This is a genomic window from Cryobacterium roopkundense, assembly GCF_014200405.1.
Lineage (GTDB): Bacteria > Actinomycetota > Actinomycetes > Actinomycetales > Microbacteriaceae > Cryobacterium > Cryobacterium roopkundense.
In genome coordinates this window covers 160985-179020 of sequence record NZ_JACHBQ010000001.1, presented here as the reverse complement: position 1 = coordinate 179020, position 18036 = coordinate 160985, and the positions used below count along the sequence as shown (strand labels likewise).

19 protein-coding genes are annotated in these 18036 nt (G+C 66.6%); 6 read left to right on the top strand and 13 right to left on the bottom strand.

Translation table 11 applies throughout. The annotated features are described in order from the left end of the window. Nucleotides 1-4 precede the first annotated feature (4 nt). Nucleotides 5-1174, bottom strand: a complete 1170-nt coding sequence (gene sucC / locus BJ997_RS00905) for an ADP-forming succinate--CoA ligase subunit beta (protein WP_035839455.1) — start codon at nucleotides 1172-1174, stop codon at nucleotides 5-7. 199 nt (nucleotides 1175-1373) lie between these two features. Between sucC and BJ997_RS00900 the strand changes: the two genes are divergently transcribed. Both BJ997_RS00900 and BJ997_RS00895 read left to right on the top strand, forming a co-directional pair. Next, nucleotides 1374-2084 (top strand): VIT1/CCC1 transporter family protein, encoded by a 711-nt coding sequence (locus BJ997_RS00900; protein ID WP_035839458.1) that lies wholly within the window; start codon nucleotides 1374-1376, stop codon nucleotides 2082-2084. A gap of 13 nt (nucleotides 2085-2097) precedes the next feature. Continuing rightward, nucleotides 2098-2487 carry a DUF3054 domain-containing protein gene (locus BJ997_RS00895; RefSeq protein ID WP_035839461.1) on the top strand — a complete coding sequence of 130 codons (390 nt, stop codon included), beginning with the start codon at nucleotides 2098-2100 and terminating at the stop codon, nucleotides 2485-2487. A gap of 13 nt (nucleotides 2488-2500) precedes the next feature. Here the strand turns inward: BJ997_RS00895 and BJ997_RS00890 are convergent, their stop codons facing one another. After that, nucleotides 2501-3145, bottom strand: a complete 645-nt coding sequence (locus tag BJ997_RS00890; protein WP_183323214.1) for an NADPH-dependent F420 reductase — start codon at nucleotides 3143-3145, stop codon at nucleotides 2501-2503. Nucleotides 3146-3250: 105 nt separating this feature from the next. Here BJ997_RS00890 and BJ997_RS00885 point away from each other — a divergent pair, with 105 nt between their 5' ends. After that, nucleotides 3251-3772: a MarR family winged helix-turn-helix transcriptional regulator gene (locus BJ997_RS00885; protein WP_035840041.1), complete on the top strand. Its 522-nt coding sequence runs from the start codon at nucleotides 3251-3253 to the stop codon at nucleotides 3770-3772. On the opposite strand, the gene BJ997_RS00880 is transcribed toward BJ997_RS00885, so the two are convergent. The 5 genes from BJ997_RS00880 to BJ997_RS00860 form a co-directional block, all read right to left on the bottom strand. Beyond that, on the bottom strand, nucleotides 3766-3927 hold the full coding sequence (locus BJ997_RS00880) for a hypothetical protein (protein WP_160175923.1): 162 nt from the start codon (nucleotides 3925-3927) through the stop codon (nucleotides 3766-3768). The genes BJ997_RS00885 and BJ997_RS00880 overlap by 7 nt on opposite strands. A 106-nt stretch (nucleotides 3928-4033) precedes the next feature. Further along, nucleotides 4034-4807, bottom strand: a complete 774-nt coding sequence (locus tag BJ997_RS00875; protein ID WP_236629132.1) for an FAD:protein FMN transferase — start codon at nucleotides 4805-4807, stop codon at nucleotides 4034-4036. Beyond that, nucleotides 4791-5312: an FMN-binding protein gene (locus BJ997_RS00870; RefSeq protein WP_035840043.1), complete on the bottom strand. Its 522-nt coding sequence runs from the start codon at nucleotides 5310-5312 to the stop codon at nucleotides 4791-4793. The genes BJ997_RS00875 and BJ997_RS00870 overlap by 17 nt, the downstream gene beginning before the upstream one ends. After that, complete coding sequence (locus BJ997_RS00865; RefSeq protein ID WP_236629133.1) at nucleotides 5309-6703, bottom strand: ferredoxin reductase family protein; 1395 nt, start codon at nucleotides 6701-6703, stop codon at nucleotides 5309-5311. Before BJ997_RS00865 ends, BJ997_RS00870 begins: the two co-directional genes overlap by 4 nt. A 94-nt stretch (nucleotides 6704-6797) precedes the next feature. Continuing rightward, the gene (locus BJ997_RS00860) at nucleotides 6798-7664 is read right to left on the bottom strand and encodes a LysR family transcriptional regulator (RefSeq protein WP_221243911.1); all 867 of its coding nucleotides are present in this window, start codon (nucleotides 7662-7664) and stop codon (nucleotides 6798-6800) included. 68 nt (nucleotides 7665-7732) lie between these two features. Between BJ997_RS00860 and BJ997_RS00855 the strand changes: the two genes are divergently transcribed. Continuing rightward, complete coding sequence (locus tag BJ997_RS00855) at nucleotides 7733-8701, top strand: EamA family transporter (RefSeq protein ID WP_052542719.1); 969 nt, start codon at nucleotides 7733-7735, stop codon at nucleotides 8699-8701. Here the strand turns inward: BJ997_RS00855 and BJ997_RS00850 are convergent. The 3 genes from BJ997_RS00850 to BJ997_RS00840 all read right to left on the bottom strand — a co-directional run bounded on the left by BJ997_RS00850 (nucleotide 8592) and on the right by BJ997_RS00840 (nucleotide 13227). After that, nucleotides 8592-9677, bottom strand: coding sequence for an FUSC family protein (locus tag BJ997_RS00850; protein ID WP_236629134.1), 1086 nt, complete (start codon nucleotides 9675-9677; stop codon nucleotides 8592-8594). The genes BJ997_RS00855 and BJ997_RS00850 overlap by 110 nt on opposite strands. After that, nucleotides 9677-12145: an ATP-dependent helicase gene (locus tag BJ997_RS00845; RefSeq protein WP_183323213.1), complete on the bottom strand. Its 2469-nt coding sequence runs from the start codon at nucleotides 12143-12145 to the stop codon at nucleotides 9677-9679. Before BJ997_RS00845 ends, BJ997_RS00850 begins: the two co-directional genes overlap by 1 nt. Before the next feature lie 77 nt (nucleotides 12146-12222). Beyond that, a complete protein-coding gene (locus tag BJ997_RS00840; protein WP_035837344.1) occupies nucleotides 12223-13227 on the bottom strand; it encodes a glycerophosphodiester phosphodiesterase family protein in 1005 nt (334 codons plus the stop codon). Nucleotides 13228-13264: 37 nt separating this feature from the next. On the opposite strand from BJ997_RS00840, the gene BJ997_RS00835 reads away from it, so the two are divergent. Together BJ997_RS00835 and BJ997_RS00830 are read left to right on the top strand one after the other, a co-directional pair. Next, nucleotides 13265-13783, top strand: a complete 519-nt coding sequence (locus BJ997_RS00835) for a hypothetical protein (RefSeq protein ID WP_052542381.1) — start codon at nucleotides 13265-13267, stop codon at nucleotides 13781-13783. Nucleotides 13784-13880: 97 nt separating this feature from the next. Next, nucleotides 13881-14660: a Bax inhibitor-1/YccA family protein gene (locus BJ997_RS00830; RefSeq protein ID WP_035837343.1), complete on the top strand. Its 780-nt coding sequence runs from the start codon at nucleotides 13881-13883 to the stop codon at nucleotides 14658-14660. A gap of 65 nt (nucleotides 14661-14725) precedes the next feature. Here BJ997_RS00830 and BJ997_RS00825 read toward each other — a convergent pair whose 3' ends face one another. The 3 genes from BJ997_RS00825 to BJ997_RS00815 all read right to left on the bottom strand — a co-directional run bounded on the left by BJ997_RS00825 (nucleotide 14726) and on the right by BJ997_RS00815 (nucleotide 18029). Next, nucleotides 14726-16231 (bottom strand): APC family permease, encoded by a 1506-nt coding sequence (locus BJ997_RS00825; RefSeq protein WP_035837341.1) that lies wholly within the window; start codon nucleotides 16229-16231, stop codon nucleotides 14726-14728. A gap of 131 nt (nucleotides 16232-16362) precedes the next feature. Continuing rightward, the gene (locus BJ997_RS00820; RefSeq protein WP_221244008.1) at nucleotides 16363-17325 is read right to left on the bottom strand and encodes an AraC-like ligand-binding domain-containing protein; all 963 of its coding nucleotides are present in this window, start codon (nucleotides 17323-17325) and stop codon (nucleotides 16363-16365) included. 107 nt (nucleotides 17326-17432) lie between these two features. Beyond that, the gene (locus tag BJ997_RS00815) at nucleotides 17433-18029 is read right to left on the bottom strand and encodes a TetR/AcrR family transcriptional regulator (protein WP_035837339.1); all 597 of its coding nucleotides are present in this window, start codon (nucleotides 18027-18029) and stop codon (nucleotides 17433-17435) included. Nucleotides 18030-18036: the final 7 nt, after the last annotated feature.

Below are 18036 nucleotides of genomic sequence, written 5' to 3'. Positions count from 1 at the left end.
TGAGTCAGTTGGCGGCGTGGGCGAGTTCGGCGGCCTTGGCGGCGCCCTCGTCCATGGTGGCGGCCAGGGTAACGAGCGGGTGGTTGGCTTCGGCCAGGATGCGACGGCCTTCCTCAACGTTGTTGCCGTCGAGGCGAACCACGAGCGGCTTGTTGGCTGACGTGCCGAGCTCGGCGAGCGCGCCCACGATGCCCTTGGCAACGGCGTCACACGCGGTGATGCCACCGAAGACGTTCACGAAGACCGACTTCACCTGCGGGTCACCGAGGATGACGTCGAGTCCGGCAGCCATGACCTCAGCGGATGCTCCGCCTCCGATGTCCAGGAAGTTGGCCGGCTTGACGCTGCCGAAGTTCTCTCCGGCGTACGCGACGACGTCGAGGGTGGACATGACCAGGCCCGCGCCGTTACCGATGATGCCCACTTCGCCGTCGAGCTTGACGTAGTTGAGTCCGGCGAGCTTGGCCTTGGCCTCGAGCGGGTCGGCGGCCGCGGCGTCTTCGAGGAGCGCGTGCTTCGGGTGACGGAAGTCGGCGTTCTCATCGATCGTGACCTTGCCGTCGAGGGCGATAATGTCGCCTTCTTCGGTGAGGACGAGGGGGTTGACCTCGACCAGGGTCGCGTCTTCGCCCGTGAACACGTTGTAGAGCTTGACGAAGACCGGAGCGACCTTGTCAACGAGCTCGGCGGGGAACTTCGCGTCGATGGCGATCTGTGTCGCGACGGCAAGGTCGATGCCGACAGCGGGGTCGACGGCCGTGTAGGCCAGGGCCTCCGGCTTCTCTACCGCGAGAACCTCGATTTCCACGCCACCCTCGTAGCTCGCGAGCGAGAGGTAGGAACGGTTCGACCGGTCCAGCAGCACGGAGAAGTAGAACTCTTGCTTGATGCGGGCGCCGCCGGCCACCATCACGCGCTTCACGGTGTGACCCTTGATATCGAGTCCCAGGATGTCACGACCCGCGGCCTCTGCATCATCCGGAGTCTTGGCAACCTTGACGCCGCCGGCCTTGCCGCGGCCGCCAACCTTGACCTGCGCCTTGACGACGACAACGCCGCCCAGCTTCTCGGCCGCTGCGCGTACCTCCGCAGGGGTGTCCGCAATGATGCCCGGCAGAACCGGCACACCGTATCCCTCAAAGAGGTCTCTGGCTTGGTATTCGTAAAGATCCACGCTGCTCTTCCAATCCGCGTCTCAGCTCTCACGCTGGTTTTGAGGTTGTTGGTAACAGCAGCCGTGTCGTAAATTAGCTCGACATCAAGACATACCGACCATCTGACACTCTATCGTTTCTCGCGGCTCTGGGGGGCCACCTCTTGAGGCTAGCCACACCTTGCTGGATAAGACAGGTTCGGAGTGCTTATCTATCCCTATGACCCAACTCACTCAAGCCGTTGAGCCCCACTCCGGCGGTCTCGCCGCACGCCTCAACTGGTTGCGCGCCGGCGTTCTCGGCGCAAACGACGGCATCGTCTCGGTTGCCGCCCTCGTCGTCGGCGTTGCTGCCGCCACGACGGACTCCTCAGTCATTCTCATCGCCGGTGTCGCGAGCCTCGTCGCGGGAGCCGTCTCCATGGCCCTCGGCGAATACGTGTCGGTGAGCAGCCAACGCGACTCCGAGCACGCCCTGATCGCCAAGGAGAAGTGGGAGCTCGAGAACGAACCCGAGGAGGAACTCGCCGAGCTCGCCGGTTTCTATGAGCGGAAGGGCCTGTCCACGCAGACTGCCAAGCAGGTTGCGGTCGAGCTGACCAAGCACGACGCCCTCGCGGCCCACCTCGAGGTCGAGCTGCACATTGACGCCGAGGACGTCTCGAACCCGTGGCACGCCGCCTTCGCCTCGGCGCTCGCCTTCACCGTGGGGGCTGCACTCCCCCTGCTCGCCGTGCTGCTGCCGCCGGCCGAATGGCGCATCGCCGCTGTGGTCGTCGCGGTTCTCATCGCCCTTGTGATCACCGGCTGGCTGAGCGCCTACCTCGGCGGAAGCTCCAAGATTCGAGCGATCACCCGCATCGTCATTGGCGGCCTGCTCGCCCTCGCCGCGACCTACTTCATTGGCGCCCTGATCGGCGGCGCCGTCTAGCTAGGCTGAGACCATGGCAGCCCACACATCCCGCGTCGCCTCACTTACCGGGGCCGCAGCCCTCGACGCAGCGTTCGCCCTCCTCTTCGTGCTAATCGGTCGGGCCAGCCACGGAGAAGGTCTGCTGGGCACCCTGAACACCTGGTGGCCTTTCCTGGGCGGCCTGCTCATCGGCTGGCTGGTCATGCGCGCCTGGCGCAGCCCGCAGCGCATCGTCTGGACGGGCATCGGCATCTGGGTGGCGACCGTCGCGGGCGGGCTGCTGCTGCGCGTTGCGAGCGGTCAGGGCGTGCAGCTCAGCTTCGCGATCGTGACCGCGATCACCCTCGGCGTCTTCCTCATCGGCTGGCGCGGCCTGGCGTTGCTCGTGCACCGATTGAGCGCGCCGAACCGCCAGGCCTGACGCCCGGTCGAGGCTAGGCCAGCACCTTCACGGCGGTGTTCCAGTTGAACGACTCGTGGGCCGGGTTGAGCTGCAGCGTCATAATGAGCAGCTGGAAGCCCTCGAGCTCGCGAGCGCGACGCAGCGGTCCGGCATCGATGGCCCGCAGGCCGGCGTCGGCGATGAACGCTGAGATGGATGCCTTCGCCTCGTCGGAATCACCGGCGACGAACACGTCGAGGGGTACCCCGGCTACCGATCCTTCCACAAGGGTTCCGGCGAAGGTGGTGTTGAATGCCTTGACGACCGTGACACCGGGCGCGGCCAGGGCCGCCAGCTCTTCGGCGGCCGACGTGCCGGGAGCAACGGACAGAGAGTCAAACGTGGCGAAGTTGATCGGGTTACTGATGTCGACCACGGTCTTTCCGGCGAGCGCCGCACCATAGGTGGCGACGAGTTCCCGCGCGGCGTTGTAGGGCACCGCGAGCACAATGATGTCACCGGCAGGAACGGAATCCACCGAACCGCTCGTGATATTCGCGCCGAGTTCCGCGGCGAGAGCTGCGGCCTGTTCGGCGTCGCGGCTGAGGATCTGCAGGGTGCGTCCAGCCGCCACGGCGCGGGTGCCGATGCCGCGGGCCATGTTGCCGCTGCCGAGGATGGTGATGGTTTCGGTCATGAGTTTCTCTTTCCCTAGTGTGAAGTCACGCTAACTTAGTTGAAGCAACAACTAAAACCTAGGGTATTTTTATTGAAGCGTCAAGTCAAATGCTAGAATTGGCTCATGGCCGAATCGAGTACGACCGAACCCCGCTGGCTCTCCGACGACGAACGCACCGCTTGGCTGCGCCTGATCGCCGTGACGATGTTGCTACCGAGCAGACTCGAAGCAGAGCTCAAGCGCGATGCGAGCCTGAGCCACTTCGAGTACTACGTGCTCGCGATGATCTCGGAGAGCCCGGACCGCTCGCTCCCGCTCACCGAGGTCGCGTCGCGGGTGAACGCGTCGCTGTCGCGGCTCTCACACGTGATCGGGCGATTGGAAACCCAGGGACTACTCCGGCGCAGCCCGTCGCCGACCGACGCGCGTGCCTCGCTGGCAACCCTCACCGAGGCCGGATGGGCGAAGGTGGTGTCGAGCGCGCCCGGACACGTGGCCGAGGTTCGCACCGTGGTGTTCGACCCGCTGACCGCCGTGCAGGTGGCGCTACTCAGCGAAATCTGCGGCGCGCTGCTCGGAACGCTCGACCCAGAGCACCGGCTGCTCGGTCTCGGCGAGCGCGACGTGACTCATCCGACTCAGTAGTCGTCGGGCTCCACGTCGAGGTTCACCTCTCGCTCGTCGGCGTCGGGTCCCACGATCTCGGTTTCCTCGATCATGAACTCGAGGTCGTCGACAGCCAACCCGATGTCCTCCACAATCCGGTCTTCATCCGCCCAGAACTCTTCGGGATCGCTCATGGTCGCCCTCCTCAGACGTGTTCTTCGGCCCCTGCGCGAGCCACGGTACCCCGCCCGATAGCCACAAACAAGGGGCTGTCCTCCGGGTCGTTCTCCGGAAACAGCGTCAGTGGGAGACCTGCCGCAAGCCGGGCGTGGCGAGCAGTTGGCCGTCCCGCAGCACGGCGAGAACATCGATGGGGTAGTCCGCGGTGCTCTGGCTGAGGGTCGCCTCTCCGCCGGCCACGATCGACGTTGCAAGCACATCAGCTGTCACGATGTCGGCGGCGAACACACTCACCTGGCGAAACGGTGACGCCTCGGCCCCCGGCGTCCAGATATGTTCCCCGCGTTCCGCGCTTCCCGACGTGGCCACGGCAGAGCGGGCACCGCGCATGGGCACGCTCGCCAGTACATCCTGCCGGTCGAGGGGATTGACGATGGACGTGACCCAGTCGGCATCCGCTCTTGGCAGGCCGCGCACCAGCACGTCCCCGCCGGCATTGATGGACCATGAGCCGAGACCGCTCGATGACAGTGCCGCGCCCGCCTGGTTGATGGCGAGGGCCTTCACGACTCCAGAGAGGTCGATCACGCCGTCGGCCCGGTGCGGGGTGAAAACCCCGCCGGTGCGGTCCCGCCACTCAAGCGCGAGCGCGTAACAGGAGCGCAGCTCGTCACTCGCGTCGGTCAAACGGATGTGCCCACTCGCCACAAGGCTGATCTCCGAGCTGGGCGAATATAGGCTGAATCGCTCGTTCCACCGATCGAAGACCCGTTCGGCGGTGGCGAGAGCCTCCCGCAGCCGACGCTCGCCGGCCACGGTGTCAGCCAGGCGAAGGCTCACGACTGTGCCCATCGCCTCGAAGGTGATCACAGTGGGGCTAGAACTGGGCAGCATCGAGCGCCGCCTGCAGGGAGGTGAGGTACCCGTAGGTCGTGTACGTGGCTCCACTCACGTTCTGCACCTGGTCCGACTGCGCCGTGAGCACCTCGGAGCGCAGGATGGGCGCCGCCTGGTTACTGATGGCCACCGACCGACCGCCCCTGGTTGTCAGTTGAAGCGGGGTGACCTCGGTGATGACGCCATCCGCGATCGTGACTGACACCTGCACGTTGCCGAACTGGGTCTGCACGACCGAGCCCGTGAACGTGCCCGAACGGGAAGCGGATGCCGCGGCCGAGGCTGCGGCAGAGGACGACGCCGAAGACGCGGATGACGACGGAGGTGCCGTGGGCGTGGCCGTCGGCAACGGCGCGGAGCCGGAAACGACGGTGCCGGCCGTGCTCGGCGCGGAAACCGCGAGTCTGTGGTTGGCGTCAAGGGCGAAGGAACCCAGCTGCCAGCCGATACCGAGCACCGAGAGGGAGGCCACTCCGGCCAGAAATACTGCGCGTACTCTCACCAGTCAAACCTTTCGTAGTGAATCTGCCGGGCGGGCAGCCCTGCGGCGCGGGCATCGCGCACCACTGCATCGGTCCAGGGTCGGGGACCGCACACATACACGTCGGCCGCCCGCACCCACGGAACGATCGTGCGGATGGTGATGCCGGCCCGGTAGGCATCGGCGGGGAGCCAACTGTCCACGCCCGGTGGACGGGTGCCGGCGATGATGCGCAGGTCCGCGCCTCGTTCCCGGCACAGTTGGGTCACTTCCTCGGCCAGGTAGCTGTCGCCGACGGTGTGCGAGCGCAGGATCACGGTGGCCTGGCCGGGCGAGAACTGGGCCGTTTCGAGCAGAGATCGGATCGGGGCGACGCCGATGCCGGCCGCGATCAGCACGATTCCCGGGGCCGTCCTCGCCCGGTCGGTAAAGATTCCGTAGGGACCCTCGAAGCTCACTCGGGTTCCGCGCTTCAGGGTCGTGAGGGCGGAGGACGCGTCGCCGAGGGCGCGCACGGTGATGCGGAGGGTCGTTTCGGTGGGGGCTGCCGACAGGGAGAACGGATGCGACTGCCACCACACGCCCCGTGACCAGAACCGCCAGACAAAGAACTGTCCGGAGGTGGCCTTGAGCTCCTGCAGGTGCCGCCCGGAGAGGCGGATCGAGGCTACACCGGGAGCGACCCGCTGCACGTCTTCGACCACGAGACCGTGCCTCACGGAGCGAACCACTGGAAGCACGAAGCGGAAGAGCACAATGGAGCCGGCGACGCCCACGTAAAGGGCGAGCCAGTAGTAGCGGGCTATGGTTCCCTCGCTGAGCAGGTTGCCCACGCTCAGCTGGTGGGGTATCGCCACGAGCACGGCGAGGTAGGCCAGCAGGTGCACGGCGTGCCAGGCCTCGTAGCGGAACCTGCGGCGAACAACGACGAGGCTCGTGACGACCACAAGGATCAGCAGGCCGAGGCCCACGAACGCCAGCGGCATGTCGGGCAGGGTCGTGAGCATGCCCCACATTTCCGCGAAGACGTTCACGTTTTCGGCAGCCGCGTAGCCGGCGATCAGCAGCACGGCGTGGCCGAGCAGCAGATACAGGGCGGGTTTGCCCAGCTGCTGGTGCACGGCCATCGCCCGGTCGTGGCCGAAAGCCCTGTCGATCGGGGGCAGGCGTGCGGCGAGCACGAGCATAAGAAGCAGAAGGTCGGTGCCGACGAGCCCGGCGAGGATCCCCGCGGACGTCAGCGCGTCTGCCAGGGTGCCGAAGTGGGCCGCTCCCCCATCGGCGAGGAAGATGGCGTTCACGAGGGCGACCGAGGTGACGCAGATGACCTGCAGGGTGTCGGCCAGACGCATCCGTCTCTTGTAGGCCACAGGTACTGGGGGGCGCCGGGTTTCGCGAATGTCGGTGGTCATAGAGAGATAGTGACCAGCAAGCCAAGCGAACTGCTATCGGCAAGCTGTGAAAATTCTGAGTGTCCGTAATGCCTGCGCGGGCGCCACCCGCCCGCTATCCGTACAGCCCCGCGAGCAGCTCGATCACGGCGGTGCGCTCACTCGGCGGATCGCTCCGCAGCCACGCCGCGTACACCGGCAGGGGCGGCGCATCCCGCACCACCCGGTAGACGATGCCGGGCCGTCGGTACTGGTGCGCGGTCGCCTCGGCCGTGACGCCGCGTGCCCGGCCGGCGCCGATCGCGGTGAGCCAGTCATCGATGTCGCCGGTCGGGATGGTGCGAGCCGGCTGGGCATCGGCCGGCCACAGCGACACGGCGGTGCTGCCAGTTCGCGCGTCGATCGCAATGGGGAGTTCGGCCACCTGGGCCAAGGTCACGGAACGTCGGGAGGCGAGCGGGTCGTCAGACGCCATCGCGCAGAACCGCTTTTCGACGCCGACCAGCACGACATCGAACACTGTCGTGTCAGGTGCCCGACGCAGGATGGCGAGGTCGGCGACGCCCTCGGTCAAGCCGGCCGTGGCCGTGTTGGTGCGCACGAGCCTCAGATCCACCAGCGGATGAGCCGCAGCCCACCGCCGTTGGAACTCGATCGTGTGCTTGCCGAGCGCCGACCAGGCGTAGCCGACCCGCAGGATCGACGTTCCGGACCGGGCGTCCTGCTCGAGGTCATCGAGAATCACCAGGAGGCGTCGAGCCTGGCGCAACGTACGCTCGCCGGCAGCCGTGAGATGCACGGCCCGGGTGGTGCGCTCAAGCATCCGCACGCCGAGTGAGCGCTCGAGTGCCGCGAGGTTTCGGGAAACGGCGGCCTGCGACACGCCCAGTTCGATCGCCGCATCGGTGAAGCTGCCGAATTCCATGATGGCAACGAGGCAACGCAGTTGCCGCAGCTCAATATTCACCGGCGCTACACTCATGCGCCCAGTGTATAAGTAGTCCCGTTTATGCATTATGAGAATGAATATCGTCGCGCCAGAATTTCGGCATGACAGGGCAGACAGCACGGCAGCGGGCGGCGGTCCTCACACTGCTCGGAAGTGCCGCCAGCAACCAGCTCGGTGCCGCGGTCGGCTCACTCGCCTTCCCGGTCATCGGGCCCGTCGGCGTTGTGGCCGTGCGCCAGTTCGTGGCGGCGGCGGTACTTCTGCCCCTGGTGCGACCTCGAGTCTGGGCTTTCACGTGGCGCCAGTGGTGGCCGATCCTGCTGCTCGCCGGGGTGTTCGCCCTGATGAACCTCACCCTGTACCTGTCCATCGAGCGCATCGGCCTCGGCCTCGCGGTCACGCTCGAGTTCCTCGGGCCGCTCGGTGTGGCGCTGGCAGGCTCGCGCAGTCGCGGCGCGATTCTCGGCGCGCTGGCGGCCCTGCTCGGGGTCGCAGCGATCACCCAGCCGCAGCCCTCCAGCGACTACATCGGGGTGGGCCTCGCGCTCGTGGCCGCGTGCTGCTGGGCCTCCTACATCCTCCTTAACCGCACCGTGGGTCGCCGCGTGCCCGGCGTCGTGGGGGTCGCCGCCGCGAGCGGAATCTCGGCGACGCTCTTCCTGCCGGTCGGGCTCGTGATCTTCATCAGCAACCCGCCGAGCCCGTATGCCATTCTCTGCGCGGTCGCCGCCGGCATTCTCGCCTCGGCCGTGCCCTATGTGGCCGACCTACTCGTGCTGCGGCGCCTGCCGACGGGAGTGTTCAGCGTGCTGATGAGCGTCAACCCGATCTTCGCGGCGCTGGCCGGCGCGGTGGTGCTCGGCCAGGACCTTGGACTCGTGGAGTGGGTGGGGATCGGGCTCATCGTCGGCGCGAACGTCGTCGCGCTGCTGCTCGGTCGACCGGCGCCCGTGCCTGGCGTCAGACGGGGAGCTGGCGACGAGCACGGCGGCGCAGCACGGCCTGAGCGAGCAGAACGATGGCGAGGGCCACGCCGCCGCCGAGGGTTGTCTCTACGACGCGGTCGATGAGCAGGGCGGGCACCGGAACCGGGCTCGTGAGATGAACCACGGCGAGCGCGAGCGGCGTCACGAACAGCAGGGCAGCGCCGTAGTGACGGCCGATCAGCAGCTCGGCGCCGAACTGGCAGACGGCGATCAGCACGATGAGAACCACGACTCCAGGTCCGGGCAACAGCACGAGCCCGGCGATCACGACTCCGACCGCCGTGCCGATGATGCGGTGGAATGCGCGCGACACGGAGTGCGCGGCGCGCGGCGGCGGCAGAATTGCCACGACGGCGACGACTGCCCAATACGGATGCCCAATGCCGGCGAGCATGGCCAGGCCGCCGGCCAGCAGGGCGCCCACCACATTCTGGGCGACGGAGAGCCAGACCTGAGGGTCCCGCCAGGCGCGCGAGCTCACGCCGCCCCCACGGAGCAGGTTCTTGTACAGGGCTGGTGAGCGCTCGCCCGCGAGTCGGCGCAGCAGCCAGCCCGATATGGTGAGCGACCACGCACAGGCCGCGGCGGCCACGGCAACAAGCAGGCGCGGCCAGAATTCCTCCCCCGGGGTGGGAACCTGGGCGACGACGGCGTAACCGAAAACAAAGAAGATGGGGGTGGCTGGGAAGAGGCCGGCCGTGGAAGCGACCACTATGCCGAGACTGATCACGACGACCAGACCGAGGGTGAGCACAAGGAGCGACGCCTGGGCGACGGCGAGCACCAGGCCGAGCGCGATAAAGGACAGCATGAGGACGCCGGCCACGGTGACAGTGCGCAGGCGAACACGGTAGGGCTCGTTGCGGCCGAACAGGCTCGTCATTGCGCCGAACGCCGCGTAGGCGGCCCAGTCGAGGTGGTCTGTGAGCAGCAGTACGACGAGTGGGAGCGCCACCGAGACCGACGCGCGCGTCGCGACCTCGAACTGGGCCGCCCGTAGCGAGAGCGCCCATTGCTTCAAGGATTCCGGCGCGCTGCGGCGTTCCTCCGGAGGGCGCACTAGATCTTCTCGATGGGCGCGATCTTGATCAGCAGCTTCTTTGCCCCCGAGGTGTCGAACTGCACATGGGCGATGCGCTTGGTGCCTTCACCCGTGACCTGGCTCACCCGGCCTTCGCCGAAATCGTGGTGACGGATGCGATCGCCTGCGACGAGTTCGAGGCTGCCGTTGTCGCGCACAGTTCCGGTGATCTTGTTCGCCCACTCGGTCTTCGGCTTGGGCGGGGCCGGCGGCAGGCCGGCCTGTTCCTTGCTGCGTCCATTGAAGCCGCCGCCGAAGCCGTCGCGGCGGGCATTGAGCGCCCGCGGCTGCGTGCCGCCGCGGGAGTTCGCCATGCCCGGAGACTGCTTCCAGTCGATGAGCTCGGCCGGGATCTCCTGCAGGTATCGGCTGGGCATGGCCACGTTGATGTCGCCGAACTGCGCGCGGGTCATGGCGAGGGAGAGGTAGAGCCGTTTGCGGGCGCGGGTGATGCCCACGTAGAACAGCCGACGTTCCTCGGCGGGGCCGCCGGGCTCGTTCGCTGACATCTGGTGCGGCAGCAGGCCTTCTTCCACCCCGGTGAGGAACACGGCGTCGTATTCGAGTCCCTTTGCCGTGTGGAGGGTCATTAGGGACACAGTTCCGGAGGCGTCGTCGAGGTCGTCTGCGGCCGCGACGAGGGACACCTGGGTGAGGAAGTCGACGAGCCCGCCGTCGGGGTTTTCCTTGTTGAAGTCTTTGGTTTGGGCGACGAGCTCCTCGATATTCTCGGCGCGCGCCTCGTCTTGCGGGTCCCGGCTGCCGCGCAGCACCGCCAGCAGGCCGCTGCCGTCGAGCAGGAAGGTGAGCACCTCCGACACATTCGCCGGGCCGGACGGTGCCTCAGGGTCAAGCAGGAGCGCGGCGGAGTCGAGAAGCTCGGCGAGCTTGAGAATGGCGTTGGTCACCTTGGGGCCAAGACCGAGGGCGCTCGATTCCCGCATGGCCTGCCGGAAGGTGAGGCCATTGTCGTCGGCGAAGCTCGACAGTGCGGTCTCGGTCGCCGGGCCGATGCCGCGCTTGGGCGTGTTCAGGATACGGCGCAGCGCGAGTTCATCAACCGGGTTGGCGACGGAGATGAGGTAGGCCAGCGCATCTTTGATCTCGGCACGCTCGTAGAACTTTGTGCCGCCCACCACTCGGTAGGGCGTGGCGGATCGCACCAGGATTTCTTCGAGCGCACGGGTCTGCGCGTTGGTTCGGTAGAACACGGCCATGTCGCGGTACGCCATGCCTGCTGAGTGCAGAGCCTGGATCTCGTCGGAGACGAACTGCGCCTCGTCGTGGCCTGAATACGCGGTGAAGCCGGTGATTTTCTCGCCGTCGCCGCCGGCGCTCCACAGTTTCTTCTCCTTGCGGTCGAAGTTGTGCCCGATCACGGCGTTCGCGGCGCTGAGGATGTTCTGGGTGGAGCGGTAGTTCTGCTCGAGCAGAATCACCCTGGCGCCGGGGAAATCCTGTTCGAAGCCGCTGATATTGCGCGTGTCCGCGCCGCGGAACGCGTAGATCGACTGGTCAGAGTCGCCCACCACGGTAAGCGAGGCACCCGGAATTGCGCCGGTGGCGTCGCGCAGTCCGCGCACGTGAACCCCCTCGGCGTCCATCTCGGCGGCGAGGTCGTTCGAGACCGGGCGGGTGAGTTCGCGGATGAGGGCGTACTGGGCGTGGTTGGTGTCCTGATACTCGTCAACGAGAAGGTGCCGAAACCGACGCCGATACAGCGCGGCGACCTTCGGGAAGGCCCGGAACAGGTACACCGTCTCACCGATGAGGTCGTCGAAGTCGAGGGCGCTCGCGGCGCGCAACCTGCTGGTGTACTGCCTGAAGATCTCAACGAACATGACCTCTTGCGGGTCGCTCATATTGGCGTTGCGGGCGTAGGAGTCGGCATCCGCTAACTCGTTCTTGTACTTGGAGATTTTCGACGACACGTTGCCGGGAGTGAAGCCGAGGGTATCGGCGTTCAACGATTTGATGATGCGCTTGAGGGTCACCTTGGTGTCGGCGGAGTCGTAGATGCTGAAGGTCTTCGACAGGCCCACGCTCTCGGCCTCGCGGCGCAGGATGCGCACGCAGGAGGAGTGGAACGTGGAGATCCACATGCCCTCGGCACCCTGGCCGAGGATGGCCTGCACACGCTCGCGCATTTCGGCCGCGGCCTTGTTGGTGAAGGTGATCGCGAGGATCTGGCTGGGCCAGGCGTCACGGGTCTCGAGCAGGCTTGCCACCCGGCGGGTGAGCACGCTCGTCTTGCCCGATCCCGCGCCGGCGATGATCAGCAGGGCCTGTCCGCGGTATTCCACGGCCTCCCGCTGCTCGGGATTGAGCCCGTCAAGCAGGGGGCTCTGCCGCCCGGATTCGCCGCCTGCACCGTTCAGGATGGGGTGGCCGGAACCGTCCACGATGATCGGCGTGGACGAAGGAGCGGGGCTGGGAGGCATCGTCATATGAGTCTCAATTCTAGGCGATCCCCCTGACACGCCCCGGTGTCCCGGGGGCCCGGGTGCTCGACCGGCGGTGTGACTCAGGACGGCTGGGCGTCGCGCACGTGAACGGCTAGATCAGGGTGGTCTGCGAAGACCCCGTCGATGCCGCTCGCCATGATCGTGCCGAACTCCCGCTGCCAGTGACCCCAGTCGCTTTTTCGGGAGCCGCGCTGAAAGCTCGCGGCGAGAAACCGGTTTTCGGGGCGCAGGGTCCAGCAATACACCAGCAGGCCCACCGCATGAGCCTCCTCGACGAGCGCCGAGGCTCCGGTGACACCGCCGGCGGGCATTGTCTTCAGAATGCGCGACTTGTGAACGCTCACGCCGTCGACCCGGCTCGCAAGGTCGGCGAGCCCGGCTTCGGTGAGGTATTCGGAGTACCGTCGCGCGGCGTCGCCGTGCCGGGCAATCTCATCGTGCGGCTGGCCTGCGTCCTCGAGCAAGAAAATACGTTTGCCACGGATGCCGCGCTCGCGCAGCTGGGACAGCACCCCGAGTTCGAAACTCTCGACCGTGAGCCGGTCGGTGTTCCAACCGGCGGCGGCCACCTCGGCGGCAAACAGCTCGTCGAGCGGCAGGCCGATGGAAGCGAAATAGGTGGCGTGCTTGATTTCGGCCACCAGCCCGAGGTCACGCTGGTTCAGGTCGGCCGAGCGGTCGACAAGGTCGAGGAGGTCGCGCAGGCGGAGTATCGGGTGTTCGCCGTCAAAACTCGCGTTCGACTGGCGGGTCTTGGGCATGCGCTCTTTCGCGCGCAGGGTCGCCAGTTCATCCCACGTGAAGTCCTCGGTGAACCAGCCCGTGAGCACGGTGCCGTCGATGAGTTTGCGGGCGCGGAGGCCGGCGAATTCGGGCCGAGAGGCCACATCCGTTGTGCCCGAAATCTCGTTCTCGTGGCGCACGACAAGCACTCCGTCGCGGGTGGCCACCACGTCGGGTTCCACCGCGTCGGCGCCGAGCGCAAACGCGAGATTGAAGGCAGATCGGGTGTGCTCCGGCCGATAGCCGCTGGCCCCACGATGACCGATAACAGACGTGCGCATGTTTCAAGGCTAGCCGCAGCCTGCCAGACTCGTTCCTGTGACCATGCTGACCGATCCCAGAGACCGCCTGCCCCGCCGGTGGGGACGCTCCCGCGAGCGATCCGTTGCGGGGCTCTCGCTGATCTGTGTCGGAGTCGCAGCGACGAGCCTGTCGAGCACCTACAGCCTCTGGTTTTTGGCCATCGGACCTGTCATGCAGGCGGCCGGCTGGCTGTTGCTGCCGGGGGCGCTCTGGCGGAGGCTTCTCGTGCTCATCCCCTGCCTGCTTGCCGGGGTGATACTGCTGGGCGGTGTCGACTTCGTGGGCGCCTTCGCTGTGCTGCTCGGCGGGTGGCTCGTGGTGCGGCACCGGCCCGCCGCCACGTACCTCGTCGTGCTGCTGCCTATCGCGGCGAGTTTCGTGATCAAGGTCACACTGCAGCACTACGGCCAGAATCCACTCGCACTGTTCATCGGCACCCTCGCCACGGTCGCCGGCGCGTGGCTTGCGGCCTGGCTGCACGGCCGGCTGATCGAACGCCGCGGAGTGGTGTTCGTTCCCCTTAAAAGCGGCTGATCCCCAGCACATTCCATGCCTGTCTCAGCTAGGTTGGAGACACTGCACCCTTTCGGGGCGGGCCCACGCACCACAGCTGATTGTGAGTTCTAAACCCATGGCAACCTCCAACCCCGCTTTCTCCCGCAACGCCGCGTTCGGCGCTCCGGGCGCATTGGCGTCGTCGAAGGCTCTTTCCGATAGCGATTTGCAGACGATGTACGACCAGCCTTCGGCTGGCTCGCAGGACACCGAACGCATGACCTATGAAGACACGATCCGCAAGACGGGCATCGCGTTCGCTGTGCTGCTCATGGCGGCGGCCGTGGGCTGGATGATTCCCCTCCTGGGGATCCTGGGCGCCATCGCCGGACTCGTGCTCGGACTCGTCAACACGTTCAAGAAGGAGCCGTCGCCGGGGCTGATCCTCGCCTTTGCCGGCGCCCAGGGCCTCTTTGTCGGTGGCATCTCGGTCTACCTGAACACCCTCTACGAAGGCGTGGTCACTCAGGCGATCCTCGCGACCCTCGTGGTTGTCGGTGTGACCCTCGCCCTGTTCCGCAGTGGCAAGATCCGGGCGTCGAAGAAGGCCACGAAGATCTTCACAATCGCCATCGTCGGCTATGGCCTGTTCTCACTGATCAACTTCTTCCTCACCATCGCGGGTGTCGGCGGCCAGTTCGGGCTGCGCAGCGGAACGCTTGGCGTTGTCATCGGCCTGTTCGCAGTGGTGTTGGCCGCGTACTCCCTCGTGCTCGACTTCGACTTCGTGCAGAAGGGCGTGAACAACGGCGCTCCCAGCAAGTACGGCTGGTCGGCTGCGTTCGGCATCGTTCTGACCGTCGTGTGGCTCTACGTGGAGATGCTGCGCATCTTCGCCATCCTGCGCGGCGAATAGCACTACAAGAGAAGCGGGGCCGGTCCATCTGGACCGGCCCCGCTTTCGTGTCTGTGCTCAGTCGATCACGACAGCACGTCCTTCACGAGCGCGTCGTTCTCGCTCCTCGACAGCGCCGACCCAAGGTAGCCGACCAGCAGCAGGACGAAGGGCAGGCACACGAGCACCCAGCCGATCGGGCTCAGCCCCCAGGCCGTCACTGTGGGGTCCACTCCCTCTGCCACCGTTCCCGCAAGCAGCCCGAAACGACTCATCAGCAGGTATTCGCCGACGACGAGTCCGATCGTGGCGAGAATCGGCGCGATGACCGTCTGAAACACGTTCTCTGAGCCCCGATTGCGGCGGAAGTACACGATGATCGCGACGCAGACCAGGATCTCGATCAGCACGATGGCCACGACAGCGAGCCCGCTGAACCAGTAGAACAGGTTGAGCACGGGGTCGAGCCTGAAGACCGCGAAGGCTACGGTCACGACGCCGGTGACGGCCGACGTCACGAGCGATGCCGTGCTCGGTGCGCCGCTTCCGTTGACGCGCCCGAGTAGGCGGGGCAGCGCCCCGCCACGGCCGAGGGCGAACAGGTACCGCCCGGCGGCGTTCTGGAAGGCCAGCAGACCCGCGAACAGGCTCGAGAGCACGAGGATGCCCATGGCCGTGGCCATCCACGGTCCCACGTACTGTGTCGCGAGGGAGAAGAGCACGGCGGCCGGGTCGGCAAGCGGAACGCCGTCGAGCGTCGACAGCTCGACAGTGCGCTCCACCACTGTGGAGGCCCCGAGCCCGGTGACCATCGCGAAGGAGGTAAGCGCGAACAGAACAGTGATCACGCCCACCGCGAGGTAGGTCGCCCGCGGCACCACGGTCTTCGGGTCCTTCGATTCTTCCCCGTAAATGGCCGTGGCCTCGAAGCCGATGAAGGAGGCGAACGCGAAGGCGAAGGCGATGCCCGCGGAGCCGGTCAGCCCACCGGCGATGATGGCACCGGGGCTGAAGGACGCGGCGAAGTTGAGGCCTTCGGGGCCGCCGTCCACGAGGATGGCCACAGCGGTCACGAGCAGGGCGGTGAGCTCGAGGAGCATGAGCAGTCCAAGCACCTTGGCCCCGACGTCGACGCTGAGCAGGGAGAGAAGGGTGACAACGGCCCAGGCCAGGAGCGTCCAGCCCCACCACGGCAGCAGCCCCACCTGGGCCGCAAGCAGGCCACCGAAGAAGCCGTAGATGGCCAGCTGGATGGCGAGGTACGCGAGGATCGAGACGAAAGCGGATGCGCTGCCGAGGTGTTTCCCCAGCCCCCGGCCGATGTAGGCGAAGAACGCACCGGCGTTGGTGACCCGCTGGCTCATGGCCGCATAACCCACGCTGAAGAGCAGGAGCGTGAGCCCGACGGCGAGGTAGGCTCCCGGTGCGCCCGCCCCGTTTCCGAGCACGATGGCTACGGGCACGGCACCGGTCATACCCACGAGCGGTGCCGCGGCGGCGACGACGAAAAAGACAATGCCGATCACGCCCAGGCGGCGCCGGCGCAGGGACGTCGAGGCCGCGGCCTGTGGCGTGGTGGGGGTGGTGGTCATGGCTGCTCCTCGCTGAGCGGCCCCCTACACGGGAGCCAGTGCTACGACTCTCGTCGAGAATCTCGCCACGCACTTGGCATTGCGGGAACGAAACTTGACGCAGAGCGAAGCCTCGTGACGGGGAGGGAGGCTCACCCGCGCCGGTAGGCCGTGGGCGGTTCACCGAACGCCGCGCGAAAAATGCGGCTGAAGTGCGCGGCATCGAGGAAACCCCAGCGCGCCGCGATGGCGCCGACCGAGCGGTCGGCCAGGATCGGGTCACGCAGGTCGCGGCGGCAGCGCTCGAGCCTGCGGCGCCGGATCCAGCTCGACACCGTGGTGTCTGCCTCATGGAAGACGCTGTGCAGGTGGCGGGTGGAGATGAAGTGTGCCGCCGCGATGCCGGCCGGCGACAGGCCGGGGTCGCCCAGCTCGGCCTCGATGTACTTGCGAATGCCCGCGAGCATGTCCCCATGGGTGCCCGGAATCGGCCGGCGTCGGATACTGAGCTCGTTCTCGAACATCGTGGCGATCAGGTCGACGGCATTGTAGGCCAGGCGGTGACCGGTCGAGCCGGAGAGGACGTCCAGATTCTCGGCCAGCTGCACCATGAACGGGCTGATCATGCGACCGAGGCCGGCATCGCCGGCCATGCGAACCGCGGTGAGCTGCGCCACCGACTCCACCGAGAGGTCGAGCACGTCGTGCGGGAACATGAGCACGAGCGTGCGAAAATCCCGGTCGAATTCGAGAGTGTACGGCCTGTTCGTGTCGTAGACGGCGATGTCACCGGGGCCCAGCGTCGCCTCCCGGTTGTCCTGGATCAGGATGCCGTGACCCGACAACTGAAGGTTGAGCTTGAAGTATTGCCTCTGCGATCGGGCGATCAGGGCAGGCGTGCGCAGCACCTGGTGGCCCGTCGCCGTGACCTCGACGATCGACAGCTCGTCGAGCACGCGCGCCCGCAGGGTACCACTGAAGTCGGGGGCGTCCGAGCGAACGTCCAGCGGTACGAAGGAGTCCGACACGAGCGTGCGCCAGCGTGCGAAAGTGTCGGCGTGTGCCGTCTGCACGGGCTCGAAATCACCGCCGACGGCGGCGGAAACAATCGCCAGGGTCACGGGAGCTCCTTTGCCGGTGTACGCATTCGCGTTGACAGTAACCTAGTCGTCCCCACGACGAATGTCACTTATTTTCAACACGCGTTGAAAAACGGATGCCGTCAGTCGCCAGACGCCAGCAGCCTCAGGTAGCCGTCGAGCTGGCTGATCAGCCTCTCCGGCGAATGCTCGGCCGGGGAGAGCACCGCGGTGATCTGCGCACCGAGAACGACTGTCATCAGGTGTCCGACGATGTCGTCGTCGGGCACTGCCGTGTGAACGTGGCCGTCGCCCCGCGCCTGCGCGAGACAGGAATGAAGCGCCGCGCGCCACTCGAGCATGGCCGTGTCATGAAGACGGGCCTTGTCCGGGTCCGTGAGCGCGCGCTGCCAGAAGGGAATGACAATCCGGGCCTCGCTGATGCGGTTCTCGTCGAGGGGCAGGATCTCGTGGCAGAAGGCCCGCAAGGCGACAAGTCCTGTGGTACCCGCCGTGGCTTCGAGCATCCGCTGGCTGGTCTGGCCGAAGACGTGTCCGAAGGCGAAGGACAGCAGGTCGTCCTTGGTGGAGAAGTAGGGTTTCAGCGCGCCGTTGGCGAATCCGGCCTCGGCGGCGATCTGGCGCATCGTGGTGCCCTCGATGCCGTGCCGGGCTATTATGCGCCACGTGGCGTCGACCAGTTCGGTGCGGCGCTGGTCGTGATCGACAACCTTCGGCATGGCGTCC